Genomic DNA, 13904 nt, shown 5'->3' on the forward strand with positions numbered 1-13904 from the left:
ATGCGCTCTATTCCGGATTTGCATGGGTGATTTGAAATTGGCATTGGCCCCTGTTGGGCGCCATGGCTTAGGTATCTCTCACTGTTTCAGGAGGCCAACCAAGGCGTCCGACATGGAGGGAAGAATGAACCAATTTATCCGCATCGCTGCGGCTGGTGTGATGTCGCTCGCCTTTGGCGCCGTGGCTCAGGCCGAAGTCACAGTCAAAGTCGCCTATGACGCCGATCCGGTGTCACTGGACCCACATGAGCAACTGTCCGGGGGCACGCTGCAGTTCTCGCATATGTCTTTTGACCCGCTGGTCCGCTGGACCCAGGACCTGCAGTTTGAGCCCCGTCTGGCAACCAGCTGGGAGCAGATCGACGAAAACACCACGCGGTTTCACCTGCGCGAAGGTGTAAAGTTCCACTCTGGCAACATGCTGACCGCAGCGGATGTCGACTGGACCTTTGACCGCCTGAAAGAAAGCCCCGACTTCAAGGGGATCTTCAGCCTGTTCACCGATGTGAAGGTGATCGACGATAATACCTTTGATCTGATCACCTCGGAGCCCTATCCGCTGGTGCTGCACACGGTGACCTATATCTTCCCGATGGACAGCAAATTCTATTCGGGCACCACTGACGACGGCAAGGATCGCGCTGAGCTGGTCAAGCACGGCGATAGCTTCGCCTCGCGCAATGTCTCCGGCACCGGCCCCTTTGTGGTCACCTCGCGGGAGCAGGGCGTAAAGATGGTCTTTGACCGTTTTGACGGCTACTGGGATACCGAAACCGCTGGCAACGTGGATCAGATCATCCTGACCCCGATCAAGGAAAGCCCCACCCGTGTGGCCGCCCTGCTGTCTGGCGATGTTGATTTCATCGCGCCGGTTCCGCCCACCGATCTGGCCCGTGTTGACGAAAACGAAGGCACCAACCTGATCACCATGCCCGGCACCCGGATCATCACCTTCCAGATGAACCAGGACCGTGTCGAAGCGCTGAAAGATGCCCGCGTCCGTAAGGCCATCGACTATGCCGTCAACAATGCTGGTATCGTCGATCGCATCATGCGTGGCTTTGGCACCGTTGGCGCCCAGGCAAGCCCGGCTGGCTATCTGGGTCACAATGCTGATCTGACCCCACGTTTTGACGTTGCCAAGGCCAAGGAACTGATGGCCGAAGCGGGCTATGCCGACGGGTTTGAGCTGACCATGATGGCGCCCAACAACCGCTATGTGAACGACGACAAGATCGCTCAGGCGGTTGCCTCGATGCTGGCAAAGATCAATATCAAGGTTGACCTGCAGACCATGCCAAAGGCCCAGTACTGGCCCGCCTTTGACGAGCGCGCAGCAGATATGATGATGATCGGCTGGCACTCGGATACCGAAGACTCGGCCAACTTCCACCAGTTCCTGAGCCATTGCTTCAATGAAGAAACCGGCAATGGGCAGTATAACTCGGGCAACTACTGCAACGAAGAAGCTGACATGCTGATGGCCAAGGCCAATTCGGAAACCGATTCTGAAAAACGCGCCGAGCTGCTGCAGCAGATGGAAACCATCCTCTATGACGAGGCCGCTTTCATCCCGCTGCACTGGCAGAACCTCGCTTGGGGTGCGCGCAAAGGTGTTCACGCTGAATCCATCGTGAACGCGCTGAACTTCCCTTACTTTGGTGACCTTGTCGTCGATTAAGGAACGTTCCAACTTTCAGCCGGGGCGGGTCATTGTGACCTGTTCCGGCTTCTTTCCAAGACAGTTTGCCAAGGGTATGCTTCCTGACTGCACAGGGAGGCGAGGTTTGATGCCCTTTGCCATTTGTCTCAGGCCCTCTTCTTCGTTCCAGGCCGAACGACCCCACTACCAATTGCCCCAGGAAGGTGCCAAAGCATGTTTGCTTACCTTGTGAAACGCGTGTTCCAGGCCATCGCGGTGATGTTTGTCATCTCGCTGATCGGTTTTGCCATTCAGGATAACCTTGGTGATCCGCTGCGAGAGCTTGTCGGACAATCCGTCAGCGAAGAGGTTCGCCAGGAGCTGCGCGACGAGTTGGGGCTGAACGACAGTTTCCTCACCCAATATCTGCGCTTTGCCGGCAATGCGCTGCAGGGTGATCTGGGCACCAGCTATTTCTTCAAAGAGCCGGCGCTGGATGTGATCCTGAAAAAGCTGCCCGCCACCATGGAGCTGGTCCTGGGCGCCGCTGTCATCATCATCGGCCTGTCGATCCCGGTGGGCGTCTATACCGCCATCTATCCCAATACGATCATCAGCCGTCTGGTTATGGGGATTTCGATCATTGGTATTTCGATCCCGGTGTTTTTGACCGCGATCCTGATGATCTATGTGTTTTCAGTCGAATACGGCTGGTTTCCCTCTTATGGGCGCGGGGACGTGGTGCATGTCTTTGGCTCTTGGGACACCAATTTTGCCACGGTGGATGGCTGGATGCATATCCTGCTGCCCTCGATCGCGCTGGCCTCGATCATGTTGCCGCTGTTTGTCCGCCTGATCCGGGCCGAGATGATGGAAGTGCTGCAGAGCGAATATGTGAAATACGCCAAAGCCAAGGGTATCCGGCCCTGGCGGATCTATTTTGTGCACGCGCTGAAGAATACTTTGCTGCCGGTGATCACCGTCGGCGGGGTGCAGATCGGCACCATGGTGGCCTATACCATCCTGACCGAGACCGTGTTTCAGTGGCCGGGCATGGGCTTCATGTTCCTGGAGGCGGTGAACCGTGTCGATACCCCGCTGATCGTCGCCTATCTCATCGTTGTTGGCTTTATCTTTGTTGTCACCAATACAATCGTTGACCTGATCTACGGGCTGGTCAATCCCACCGTCAATCTTGCGAGGATGGGCGCATGAGCAGCCTGAATACCACCGCCGAACCATCGCGCTGGGCGCAGATCTGGAACTCCAATATCGGCTATAGCTTCCGGCGCAACCCGGTTGCCATGGTGTCGCTGGCCGTCTTTATGGTGATTGCGGTGATGTCGTTTTGCGCGCCGCTGATTGCGCCCTTTGATCCCTATGATCCGGGGCAGATCGACATTATGAACAGCGAATATCCCCCCGTCTGGGTCGATGGGGCTGATGCGCAGTTCATGCTGGGCACCGATGATCAGGGCCGCGATCTGTGGTCGACTATCCTCTATGGTACGCGCCTGTCGCTGTTGATTGGCATCTGTGCGGTGGGGCTGCAGGCTTTCCTTGGTATCTCGATCGGGTTGATTGCCGGCTATGTGGGCGGGCGGATCGACAGCCTGCTGATGCGGTTGGCCGATATCCAGCTGTCGTTTTCCACCCTGATGGTGGCGATCATCTTTCTGGCGGTGACCCAGGCGATGTTTGGCTCTGAGACCTTCAACCAGTATGCGATCTATTTCCTGATTGCGGTGATTGGCGTGGCGGAGTGGCCGCAATATGCCCGTACGGTGCGGGCCACCGTTCTGGCCGAGAAGAAAAAGGAATATGTCGACAGCGCCCGGGTGCTGGGCTTTGGCCCGCTGCGCATCATGGTGCGCCATATCCTGCCCAACTCGCTGTCACCGATCTTTGTGATCTCCACCGTGCAGGTGGCCAATGCGATCATTTCCGAGGCGTCCTTGTCCTTCCTTGGCCTTGGCATGCCGCCCAGCCAGCCGTCGCTGGGATCGCTGATCTCTTCCGGCTTTGACTATATCTTTTCGGGAAGCTGGTGGATCACCGCCATTCCCGGCATCGTGCTGGTGGTTCTGGTGCTGGTGATCAATCTGTTGGGCGACTGGCTACGGGATGCCCTGAACCCCAAACTGTATAAGGGATAAGCGCAATGTCCTTGCTTTCCGTGCGCGACCTGAGCGTTAAATTCGCCATGCGCGACAATACCGTAACCGCTCTCAATCAGATCAGTTTTGATCTGGCCAAGGGCGAACGCCTGGGCATCGTCGGGGAATCCGGCGCGGGCAAATCCATCACCGGTTTTGCCCTGATGAACCTGCTCAGCCGCCCTGGCTTTATTGACAGTGGCCAGATCCTGTTTCAGGGCGACGACATCGCCGAGATGTCCGAGGCCAAGATGCGCGGCATTCGCGGCAATCAGATGGCGATGATCTTTCAGGATCCGATGGTGACGCTGAACCCGGTGCTGACCATTGGCCAGCAGATGGTGGAAACGCTGATGGCGCACCGCAAGCTCAGCAAGGCGGAGGCGGAACAGATCGCCATCGTGAAGCTGCGGGAGGTCTATATCCCGTCGCCAGAGGAGCGTCTGGATCAATACCCGCACGAGCTGTCGGGGGGTATGCGCCAGCGGATCATCATCGCCATTGCCCTGCTGCTGGATCCGCAGCTGATCATCGCCGATGAGCCGACAACGGCGTTGGATGTGACCATTCAGGCCGACATCATGGAGCTGTTGCTGGAGCTGTGCGACTCCAACAAGGTAGGCCTGATCCTGATCACCCATGACCTGGGCGTGGTCAGCCAGATGACCGAACGCACCCTGGTGATGTATGCCGGGCGCATCATCGAAGCTGGCCGCACCCGCGAGATCATCAACGACCCACAGCACCCCTATACCCAGGGGCTGATCAACGCGCTGCCGCAGCAGACCAAACCCGGCCAACGGTTGAAACAGATCCCGGGCAATATGCCCTCGCTGACCTCAATCCCCAAGGGCTGCCCCTTTAGTCCGCGCTGCGAATATGTGCAGGATCACTGCCGCACCGAGGCGCCAAAGCCGGTGCAATACACCCATGTTCAGGTGGCCTGCCACGAGGTCAACCGGTTGCACAGCGACAAAGCTGAGGAGATGAACTGATGACGACGCCTCAGCCCCTGTTGAAGATCGACAACCTGGAAAAGCGCTTTGAGCTGGACCGTGGCTTTCTGGAAACCCTGAAATTCAAGGGCGGCAAGCTGGTTCAGGAAAAGCGCGAAGTCCATGCCGTCAACAATATCTCGCTGGAGGTCGCCGCCGGAGAGGCGCTCTGTGTGGTGGGGGAAAGCGGCTGTGGTAAATCCACCGTGGCCCGGTTGATTGCAGGCCTGCTGACGCCCAGCGGTGGTGAGATCCACTATGCAGGGGAGCGCATTGATAATCGCTCGCGCCGGGCAATGATGCCGCTGCGCAAAAAGATGCAGATGATCTTTCAGAACCCCTATGCATCGCTGAACCCACGCATGACCATCCAGCAGGCGCTGGAGGAACCCGTGCGCTATCACAATCCTGCCCTGTCCAGGGGCGAGGTGCGCGACAAGGTGGCGGAGGTGATGCGCTCGGTGGGTGTGGATCCCAGTTGGGCTGGGCGTTACCCCCATGAATTCTCTGGCGGTCAGCGCCAGCGGATTGCCATTGCACGGGCTTTGACGGTGGATCCCGAATTCATTATCGCCGATGAACCCATTTCGGCGCTGGATGTGTCGATCCAGGCGCAGGTGCTGAACCTGATGCTGGAGGCCAAGGACCAGCGCGGCCTCACCTATCTGTTCATCACCCATGATCTGAGCGTGGTGCAGCACTTTGGCACCAAGGTTGCGGTGCTCTATCTGGGCTCGGTCTGTGAGCTGTCGGACACGGCGACACTGTTTGAGAACCCCAAGCACCCCTATACCCGTGCTTTGCTTTCGGCGGTTCCGCAGTTAAAAGACGACCATCCCAACCACATCCGATTGCGTGGCGAAATTCCGACACCGATCAACCTGCCCCAGGGATGCCCGTTTGAAAGTCGCTGTGCCCATGCCAATAGCCGGTGCCAGAATGAAAAACCTCGTCCCCAGCTGCAGCCAGACGGCGCCCTGGTGGCCTGCCATGCCGTCGAAGAAGACCGGCTGGACGGCTAGGGTCAAAACGGCGCAGAACGGAATGACACAGTGGACATAGCCTGGCTCAGAGACTTTGAGGCTTTGGTCGCGCAGAAGAATTTCTCGCGCGCGGCGGAAGAGCGCAATGTCAGCCAACCGGCCTTCTCTCGGCGCATTCGGGCGCTGGAAGAGGAGTTTGGCGTCAAGCTGATCAATCGCCAAACCCTGCCGCTGTCGCTGACCCCGGCGGGGGAGGTGTTTCTCGCCCAGTCGCGGGTGATGCTGCGCACCTATGACGAGACGCTGGAACGCTGCCAGATCATTGATGCGGCTGGCGAAAATGTCATTCGTTTTGCCACCTCCCAGTCGCTGTATATGACCCATTACAAAACCCACATCGCCCCGATGGTCGATGAGGGGGGCTTGGAGATTGACTTGAACTCCACCGGCTGGGCGGCGGATCAGTTTGTATCCGCCCTGCAGCAGCGCTATTGCGATGTGATCCTGACCTATTGGCACCCGTCCATGGATGCGCTGGCGCCGCTGGCGCTGGGGAATTGTGACTATATCACCTTGACCAAAGACAGCTTTGTGCCGGTGTCCAAGACCGGGCCGGAAGGGCCGTTGCACCATTTTGACGCCCCCCCCAAGAAACCAGTGTCGCTGTTGTCCTACGGGACGGTTTCGGCGCTGCGCTCGGTGGTGGAACACGCCCTGCGGCAAAATGCTGACGGCCCCAAGATGCTGGTGGTGAACCAAAGCGCGCTGGCCAATTCTGTCAAGGCAATGGTGCTCGAGGGCTTTGGCCTGGGCTGGCTGCCACGGGAGCTGTGCAAGGAAGAGCTGGCAGAGGGGCGGATGCAGATCGTTGGTGGCCCGCAACACTGCCACGCGCTGGAGATCCGGCTTTACCGGGACAAGGAGAACAGCAAACCGACGCTGAACCGCCTGTGGCGCGACATGCAGGCGCTTTCCCCTGATGCCGCAACCCTCCAAGATAGCCCCTGCCCAGATAACTCCGACCCAGGCACTCCCAACCCAGACACCCCCGACGCGGCGTCCTAGGCTATAGGCTGGGCGCCCGTGGGCTAGCGCGACGCGGTCTCGGCGATATAGGGCTGCAGGCTTTCCAAGAAGGTATCGACAAAGTCCAGCGACAGCAGCGACCTGCTGCCAGAGACAGGCCGCAGAATGGACAGCCAGTGAGAGATCTCGGGGTCAAAGGGTCTGGACTGGACGTTTTTTGATTTGAACTGATCGGCGTCCAGGGCGCTGACAACGGAGACCCCCTGACCTTCGGCCACCATCAGGCAAGCGGTTGAGAACTGGCGGACCTCGACCCAGGAATTCAACAGAACACCATGGTCGGCAAAGGCCTGCGACAGGCTGTTGAAGAACGGGCTGCCTTTGCGGGCGTGAATGATTTTTTCATCCGCCAGATCCATCGGCGAGATCTGCTCCAGCTTGGCCAGCCGGTGACCGCGTGGAAAAATACAGACCGTTTTGATCGCAATATCAATGTGCTCAACGGCTGGATGGCCCGTGAACCCATCTGTTATGCCACAGTCATATTGTTCGCCTATGATCCACTCCAGGATCCGCTCCGGGCGGTCCGGCTCAAGCGTGAGATTCACCCCCGGACGTTGCTGCAGAAACTTGGCGAGCAGTTTGGGGAGATGAGAGCTGGCAAAGCCCGGCAGGCAGGCGATCCGCAGATGCCCGGCTGTTCGATCCGTCAAGTCACGGTTGAGTTCTTCTAGATGGCGCAGACTGTCAAAGACCCGGCCAACTTCGGACAGCAGATAGCGCGCTTCGCTGGTGGGAATCAGCATGCCGTCCTTGCGCTGGAACAGCTCGATCGCGACCGAGTTGGAAAAGTCTGACAAGAGCCGACTGGTGGCGGGTTGTGAGATGCCCAAAGTTTTTGCAGCACGGGTGACCGACCCCGTCTGCGCAACGGCCTGAAAAGCCTCCAACTGCCTCAGCTTGAATTTCAATGGCTTAGCCTCAAATTTACGGAATATCTGAGGCTATTCATAACATTGTGTTATGCCTGATGTCAAAAAACTTTCACTTGCATTATGCCTGTTTCTGCTCACTCTTTGGGCATCAGATGAACGGGGAGATCTCATATGTCTATCAAATCACTTCTTTGCACGTCGGCCATCCTGGCCTCGACCGCTGGTGTTGCCTTTGCCGAAACCGAGGTTCAGTGGTGGCACGCTATGGGCGGTGCCAATGGCGAACGCGTCAACAAAATCGCCGAAGATTTCAACGCCACGCAGAGCGACTACAAGGTCGTTCCTGTCTACAAGGGCAACTATACCGAAACCATGACTGCCGCGATTGCGGCCTTCCGTGCCAAAGAACACCCGCAGATCGTGCAGGTTTTTGAAGTCGGCACCGCCACCATGATGGCAGCCAAGGGCGCGATCTATCCTGTCGAGCAGCTGATGAAAGACGCCGGCGAGCCCTTTGATGGCGACGCCTTCCTGCCTGCGGTTGTGTCCTACTATGAGACCCCCGAAGGTGAGCTGCTGTCGATGCCTTTCAACAGCTCCACCCCGGTCATGTGGTACAACAAAGACGCGCTGGACGCGGCGGGTGCATCGGTTCCAGAAACCTGGGATGATGTGAAGGTTGCGGCACAAAAACTGGTCGACAACGGCATGGAATGCGGTGTCTCCTTTGGCTGGCAGTCCTGGGTGATGATCGAGAACTTCTCGGCTTGGCACAACATGGAAATGGGTACCAAGGAAAACGGCTTTGCCGGTTTCGACACTGAGTTCAACTTCAACAACCCTGCGGTTGCTGCCCGTCTGGACGACATTGCCTCGATGACCGAAGGCAACCTGTTCAAATACGGTGGCCGTCGCGGCGACAGCCTGCCGATGTTCACCAATGGTGAATGCGGCATGTGGATGAACTCCTCTGCCTATTATGGCTCGATGAAAAGCCAGGCCGGTTTTGAATTTGGTCAGACCATGCTGCCGCTGGACACCAACCTGGCCGATGCACCGCAGAACTCTGTTATCGGTGGCGCAACCCTGTGGGTTCTGGCCGGTCACGAGGACGAAGAGTACAAAGGCACTGCCAAGTTCCTGACCTACCTGTCTTCGCCAGAAGTGCAGGCCTGGTGGCACCAGGAAACCGGCTATGTGCCGATCACCACAGCCGCCTATGAGCTGTCCAAGGAGCAGGGGTTCTATGAAGCCAACCCCGGCACCGACATCGCCATCAAACAGCTGAGCCTGAACACACCAACCCCGAACAGCCGCGGCCTGCGCTTTGGCAACTTTGTTCAGGTGCGTGACGTGATCAACGAAGAGCTGGAAGCCCTTTGGGCAGGCGACAAGTCTGCAACCGACGCGCTGAATGCAGCGGCCGAGCGTGGCAACACCCTGCTGCGCAAGTTCGAACGCTCCGCGAAATAAGCACTGCGTGATGATCTGAGCCATGCCGCCCCTCGGGCGGCATGGTCTCGTTTTGCGCGCTGCTGCAAGCGGCGCATCTCTACCGGGCACCACTCTCTACCGGGCACTACACGGGGCACTCCATGCTGAAACGCGTCCATTTTCCTTCTTCGCCACTGCCCTATCTGCTGGTGGCACCGCAGCTGGCGATTACGCTGGTTTTCTTTATCTGGCCCGCCAGCCAGGCGATGTATCAGTCGTTTCTCATTGAGGATGCCTTTGGCCTGGGGTCCGAATTTGTCTGGTTTGAGAACTTCCAGGCTCTTTGGGGGGACCAGCATTATCTGGATGCCTTTTGGCGGACGGCCATTTTCTCGCTCTTGGTGGCGGCGCTGTCCATGGGGGTGGCGCTGATCCTGGCAGGATTTGCCCAGCGGGTGGTGCGCGGCGCCATGATGTACCGCACCCTGCTGATCTGGCCCTATGCGGTTGCGCCGGTTCTGGCCGGGGCGCTGTGGGTGTTTATGTTCAACCCGACACTGGGGATCTTTCCCTATTTTCTGGACTTTTTCGGCATCGACTGGAACCACTACCTGAACGGCAATCAGGCCATGGCGCTGGTGGTCATGGCTGCCGCCTGGAAACAGGTGGCCTATAACTTTTTGTTCTATCTCGCCGCCATGCAATCGATCCCGAACAGTGTCATCGAGGCCGCCGCCATTGATGGCGCCGGGCCGGGGCGCAGGTTCTTTTCCATCATCCTGCCGCTGATCTCGCCCACCACGTTTTTCCTGCTGGTCATCAACATGGTCTACGCCTTCTTTGAAACCTTCGGCATCATCCATGCCGTGACCCAAGGCGGGCCTGGCTCCTCTACCACGATCCTTGTCTACAAGGTCTTCAACGATGGCTTTGTGGGTCTTGATCTCGGCGGTTCTGCGGCGCAGTCGGTGATCCTGATGGTGCTGGTCATTGCCATGACCGTTGTCCAATTCCGCTATGTTGAAAGAAAGGTGGAATACTGATGGTTGAAAATCGTCCACTTACCGCATTGCTCACCCATTTTGTGCTGGTGCTTGGCGTCATCGCCATTGCCTTGCCGATCTGGATCACCTTTGTCGCCGCCACCCATGATCAGTTCCGTATGAACCAGGTGCCGCTGCCCCTGTGGCCGGGAACGCATTTGTGGGACAATCTGAAACAGACGCTGTTTGGCTCTGGGCTGAGCGGCAGCGAAGGCGCGCCGGTCTGGCTGATGTTGTTCAACAGTCTGGCCATGGCGATGATGATTGCGCTGGGCAAGATCGCCATCTCGCTGCTTTCGGCCTTTGCCATCGTCTATTTCCGCTTTCCCTTCCGTATGACCTGTTTCTGGATGATCTTCATCACCCTGATGCTGCCGGTTGAGGTGCGGATCCTGCCCACCTTTGAGGTGGTGGCCAACCTTGGCATGCTGAACAGCTATTGGGGGCTGTCGATCCCGCTGATTGCCTCTGCGACGGCAACATTCATGTTCCGTCAGGTGTTCCTGACGGTGCCGGATGAGATGCTGGAAAGTGCGCGCATTGATGGGGCAGGGCCGATGCGGTTCTTCTGGGATATCCTGCTGCCGCTGTCGCGCACCAATATCGCGGCGCTGTTTGTGATCCTCTTCATCTTTGGCTGGAACCAGTACCTTTGGCCGCTGCTGATCACCACGGATACCTCGATGACCACCATCGTCATGTCGATCAAACAGATGCTGGAGGCGGCCGAGCAAAGCCCGCAATGGAATATCATCATGACGACCGCCCTTTTGGCGATGATCCCACCGATCTTTGTCGTCATCTCGATGCAAAAGCTCTTTGTGCAGGGCTTGACGGAAACCGATAAATAGGACGCCCCTCAATGGCTGAAATTAAACTGACCGACCTGACCAAATCCTATGGTCCCACCGAAGTGCTGCACCATGTTGAGGGCGAGATCAAAGATGGCGAATTCATCGTCATCGTTGGCCCCTCGGGCTGCGGCAAATCCACCCTGCTGCGCATGGTGGCGGGGCTGGAGACTGTTACCTCTGGCGAGATCGCAATTGCGGGGCGGCGGGTGAATGAGCTGGAGCCATCAAAGCGCGATATCGCCATGGTGTTCCAGAACTACGCGCTTTATCCGCATATGAGCGTGCGTGAAAACATGGCTTACGGGCTGAAGATCCGCAAACTCTCCAAGGCTGAGATCAATCAGCGTGTTGAAGAGGCCGCCGATATTCTGGAAATCCGTCAGTACCTTGACCGCAAACCCCGGCAATTGTCCGGTGGCCAGCGTCAGCGGGTTGCCATGGGGCGGGCCATCGTGCGCGATCCGCAGGTGTTCCTGTTTGACGAACCCCTGTCGAACCTGGATGCCAAACTGCGGGTGCAGATGCGGCTGGAAATCCGCAAACTGCAGCAGCGCCTTGGCGTGACCTCGATCTATGTGACCCATGATCAGGTCGAGGCGATGACCCTGGGCGATCGCCTGATGGTGTTGAATGGTGGCTATGTGGAACAATTCGGCACCCCGATTGAGCTGTATGACCGCCCGGCGTCGGTCTTTGTGGCCGGTTTCATTGGCAGTCCGGCGATGAACTTTATCCCCGCCACGGTTGAGGCCGACGGCATGGGGCTGCCAAATGGCGCCAAACTTGCGGCGCCGCAGCTGTCTGAGGCACAGGCACAGGCGGGGTCGGTTTTGTTGGGCATTCGCCCAGAGCACCTGGTGGCGGATGAAGACGGCCCCATTGCCATTGATGTGGATATGGTTGAACAACTGGGCGCCAATACGCTGTTGCATGGTATGCTCAGCGGCACCACCCACGCCATGGTGGCCTCGGTTTCGGGGCATGTGTCTACCCAGACCGGTGCGCAGCATCGGTTTTCTGCCGCACCAGAGCTGCTGCACCTGTTTGATCCCAAGACCGAAAAACGGCTGGAGGCGTGATGCAGTTCCCCCAGCTGGCGGCCTTTACCGGTGGCGATGGTCTGATCCGGGTGATCGGGCATCGCGGTGCGCGCGGTGTGATGCCGGAAAACACCATGGAGGGCTTTGCCTTTACCCTGAACTGTGGGGTGCGCCTGTTGGAATTCGACGTGGTGATGAGCCGCGACGGGGTGCCGGTGATCACCCATAATCACAGCCTGACGGGCTCGATCGTGCGGGACGGGGCCGGCAACTGGCTGCAGGGGGCAGAGCCCAGGGTGTCAGATCTGGATTGGGCCTATCTGGCCGAGATGGATGTGGGCGGGCTGGATGGCCGCAGCGAATACGGCCAGCGCTTTCCCGATCAAGCTTTTCTCTATGGCGCTCGCATTCCACGTCTCAGCGATCTCTGTGCCTTGATTGCCCAGCCGGGCTATCAGGATGTGCATCTGATGCTGGAGATCAAATCCGACCCTGAGACACTACAGGATGCCTCGGCCCGCGCCGCCGTTGTGGCGGCGGTGGTGGCTGACGTTCGCGCCCTGGGGCTGACGCAGCGCACCTTGATGCACAGCTTTGACTGGGCGCTTTTGGCGGAATGTGCCCGCCAGGCACCTGAAATGCCGACCTCTTTTCTCACGCAGATGCCGCAAAATGCAGCGGATATCGGCGAAGATCACGCCACCCCTGCGATCCCCGGTCTGACTGAGGCCGACGCCAGCCCGCCTGACCTGGTGGCACAGGCAGGTGGCGCGCTGTGGTGCCCCTATTACCTGGATGTGACCGCGGCGCAGGTGGCGCGGGCACATGCCCTGGGCCTGCGGGTTGCGGTCTGGACGGTGAATGAGATGGCAGACATCGACCGGATGATTGCTTTGGGCGTTGATGGCATTGTCACCGACTACCCAGGCCGGGTTCAGCGCAGGTTGCTGGCGCTGGACCATGTTTGGACGGAACAGGCGGCAATGGCCGTTTAGGCGCGGGTTCTTGCACAGGTTCTCGTACTGACACTGGCGCGTTGTGTGGGGCCGGGTGCCTGGCCCTAGGATCTAAATCCCGCCTCGCAAAAGGCCAACAAGTGCGCGGTGAGATCCGTAGCCAGGTCCCTGGCTGCATCCTGCGGGGGTTCGCTGTCTGCGAGGCCTGCAATTCGCCAGCGCGAGGTGCAAAGGGACAGCATTGCAGAGACCATAAAGACAAAATGGGTGCTGATCTTTTGCTGCGAGCTCTCGGGCAGGATTGCTGCAATCTCCGCAAGAAAGACCCTGACGGTTGGGTCAAAACAGCTCTGCGCAATATGCTGCCAGCGCACATCCGACGAGACATGGGCGATCAGCCGACCATAGGCCGACCAGGCGGCGCCGCCGTTCAGGGTCTTGTCGATGAAAGGCGCAATAAAGCAGGTCAGAATCCGGCGCAGGGTGAGCGGACCTTCGGTTTTGGCTAAGGCCAGGGCATCTTGTCTGAGCCGGGCCAGTTCCTGCGCCCGCCGGGTGACCACAGTGGCAAACAGCGCCTCTTTGCTGCCGCCGTGATGATTGACCAGGGCCCCCTGCACATCGGCGGCGCGGGCGATGTCACGAATCGAAGCCCCTTCAAACCCACGCTCTGAAAACAGCTGCTCTGCGGCATCAAAAATGCGCTCACGAGTCGCCAAAGAGCGCTTGCTCGGCGCACGTTGTCGTTGATTTTCTTTCACTTTTTCGGTCATGGCAGAAATATCTTGCCCTAATTTTAACGGTCGTTCAATCTAAAAGAGCGCCTGATGGCGCACCAGG

13 protein-coding genes are annotated in these 13904 nt (G+C 58.4%); 11 read left to right on the top strand and 2 right to left on the bottom strand.

Annotation, left to right across the window (positions count from 1 at the left end):
- The first annotated feature begins 124 nt into the window (after positions 1-124).
- The 6 genes from JZI28_RS04860 (at position 125) to JZI28_RS04885 (ending at position 6841) form a co-directional block, all read left to right on the top strand.
- Positions 125-1681, top strand: coding sequence for an ABC transporter substrate-binding protein (locus JZI28_RS04860; RefSeq protein WP_348154734.1), 1557 nt, complete (start codon positions 125-127; stop codon positions 1679-1681).
- Positions 1682-1876: 195 nt separating this feature from the next.
- Positions 1877-2857, top strand: a complete 981-nt coding sequence (locus JZI28_RS04865) for an ABC transporter permease (protein WP_295450450.1) — start codon at positions 1877-1879, stop codon at positions 2855-2857.
- Positions 2854-3798 (top strand): ABC transporter permease, encoded by a 945-nt coding sequence (locus tag JZI28_RS04870; RefSeq protein ID WP_349387842.1) that lies wholly within the window; start codon positions 2854-2856, stop codon positions 3796-3798. Before JZI28_RS04865 ends, JZI28_RS04870 begins: the two co-directional genes overlap by 4 nt.
- A 5-nt stretch (positions 3799-3803) precedes the next feature.
- The gene (locus JZI28_RS04875) at positions 3804-4793 is read left to right on the top strand and encodes an ABC transporter ATP-binding protein (RefSeq protein ID WP_295450455.1); all 990 of its coding nucleotides are present in this window, start codon (positions 3804-3806) and stop codon (positions 4791-4793) included.
- A complete protein-coding gene (locus JZI28_RS04880) occupies positions 4793-5815 on the top strand; it encodes an ABC transporter ATP-binding protein (protein WP_348154727.1) in 1023 nt (340 codons plus the stop codon). Before JZI28_RS04875 ends, JZI28_RS04880 begins: the two co-directional genes overlap by 1 nt.
- 30 nt (positions 5816-5845) lie before the next feature.
- A complete protein-coding gene (locus tag JZI28_RS04885) occupies positions 5846-6841 on the top strand; it encodes a LysR family transcriptional regulator (RefSeq protein ID WP_375699417.1) in 996 nt (331 codons plus the stop codon).
- Positions 6842-6864: 23 nt separating this feature from the next.
- On the opposite strand, the gene JZI28_RS04890 is transcribed toward JZI28_RS04885, so the two are convergent.
- Positions 6865-7773: a LysR substrate-binding domain-containing protein gene (locus tag JZI28_RS04890; RefSeq protein ID WP_295450461.1), complete on the bottom strand. Its 909-nt coding sequence runs from the start codon at positions 7771-7773 to the stop codon at positions 6865-6867.
- Positions 7774-7908: 135 nt separating this feature from the next.
- Here JZI28_RS04890 and ugpB point away from each other — a divergent pair, with 135 nt between their 5' ends.
- The 5 genes from ugpB to JZI28_RS04915 all read left to right on the top strand — a co-directional run bounded on the left by ugpB (position 7909) and on the right by JZI28_RS04915 (position 13103).
- Complete coding sequence (gene ugpB, locus JZI28_RS04895; protein ID WP_297339230.1) at positions 7909-9210, top strand: sn-glycerol-3-phosphate ABC transporter substrate-binding protein UgpB; 1302 nt, start codon at positions 7909-7911, stop codon at positions 9208-9210.
- Between the two features lie 122 nt (positions 9211-9332).
- The gene (gene ugpA / locus JZI28_RS04900) at positions 9333-10214 is read left to right on the top strand and encodes a sn-glycerol-3-phosphate ABC transporter permease UgpA (protein WP_295450467.1); all 882 of its coding nucleotides are present in this window, start codon (positions 9333-9335) and stop codon (positions 10212-10214) included.
- A complete protein-coding gene (gene ugpE, locus JZI28_RS04905; protein WP_295450470.1) occupies positions 10214-11065 on the top strand; it encodes a sn-glycerol-3-phosphate ABC transporter permease UgpE in 852 nt (283 codons plus the stop codon). Before ugpA ends, ugpE begins: the two co-directional genes overlap by 1 nt.
- Before the next feature lie 11 nt (positions 11066-11076).
- On the top strand, positions 11077-12147 hold the full coding sequence (locus JZI28_RS04910; RefSeq protein WP_375699418.1) for a sn-glycerol-3-phosphate import ATP-binding protein UgpC: 1071 nt from the start codon (positions 11077-11079) through the stop codon (positions 12145-12147).
- Entirely contained in the window at positions 12147-13103 is a 957-nt protein-coding gene (locus JZI28_RS04915; protein ID WP_353399500.1) for a glycerophosphodiester phosphodiesterase family protein, read from the top strand. The genes JZI28_RS04910 and JZI28_RS04915 overlap by 1 nt, the downstream gene beginning before the upstream one ends.
- A 65-nt stretch (positions 13104-13168) precedes the next feature.
- Here JZI28_RS04915 and JZI28_RS04920 read toward each other — a convergent pair whose 3' ends face one another.
- Positions 13169-13837: a TetR/AcrR family transcriptional regulator gene (locus JZI28_RS04920; RefSeq protein ID WP_375699419.1), complete on the bottom strand. Its 669-nt coding sequence runs from the start codon at positions 13835-13837 to the stop codon at positions 13169-13171.
- Positions 13838-13904 lie beyond the last annotated feature (67 nt).

The sequence above is a fragment of the Pseudophaeobacter sp. TrK17 genome, from assembly GCF_042192375.1.
In the GTDB taxonomy this organism is placed as follows: Bacteria; Pseudomonadota; Alphaproteobacteria; order Rhodobacterales; family Rhodobacteraceae; genus Pseudophaeobacter.

Bases quoted from the DNA above. Each gene is read 5' to 3' on its own strand.
- JZI28_RS04875 (WP_295450455.1), top strand. From the start codon at position 3,804: ATGTCCTTGCTTTCCGTGCGCGACCTGAGCGTTAAATTCGCCATGCGC.
- ugpA (WP_295450467.1), top strand. From the start codon at position 9,333: ATGCTGAAACGCGTCCATTTTCCTTCTTCGCCACTGCCCTATCTGCTG.
- JZI28_RS04920 (WP_375699419.1), bottom strand. From the start codon at position 13,837: ATGACCGAAAAAGTGAAAGAAAATCAACGACAACGTGCGCCGAGCAAG.
- ugpE (WP_295450470.1), top strand. From the start codon at position 10,214: ATGGTTGAAAATCGTCCACTTACCGCATTGCTCACCCATTTTGTGCTG.
- JZI28_RS04915 (WP_353399500.1), top strand. From the start codon at position 12,147: ATGCAGTTCCCCCAGCTGGCGGCCTTTACCGGTGGCGATGGTCTGATC.
- JZI28_RS04880 (WP_348154727.1), top strand. From the start codon at position 4,793: ATGACGACGCCTCAGCCCCTGTTGAAGATCGACAACCTGGAAAAGCGC.
- ugpB (WP_297339230.1), top strand. From the start codon at position 7,909: ATGTCTATCAAATCACTTCTTTGCACGTCGGCCATCCTGGCCTCGACC.
- JZI28_RS04910 (WP_375699418.1), top strand. From the start codon at position 11,077: ATGGCTGAAATTAAACTGACCGACCTGACCAAATCCTATGGTCCCACC.
- JZI28_RS04865 (WP_295450450.1), top strand. From the start codon at position 1,877: ATGTTTGCTTACCTTGTGAAACGCGTGTTCCAGGCCATCGCGGTGATG.
- JZI28_RS04870 (WP_349387842.1), top strand. From the start codon at position 2,854: ATGAGCAGCCTGAATACCACCGCCGAACCATCGCGCTGGGCGCAGATC.
- JZI28_RS04860 (WP_348154734.1), top strand. From the start codon at position 125: ATGAACCAATTTATCCGCATCGCTGCGGCTGGTGTGATGTCGCTCGCC.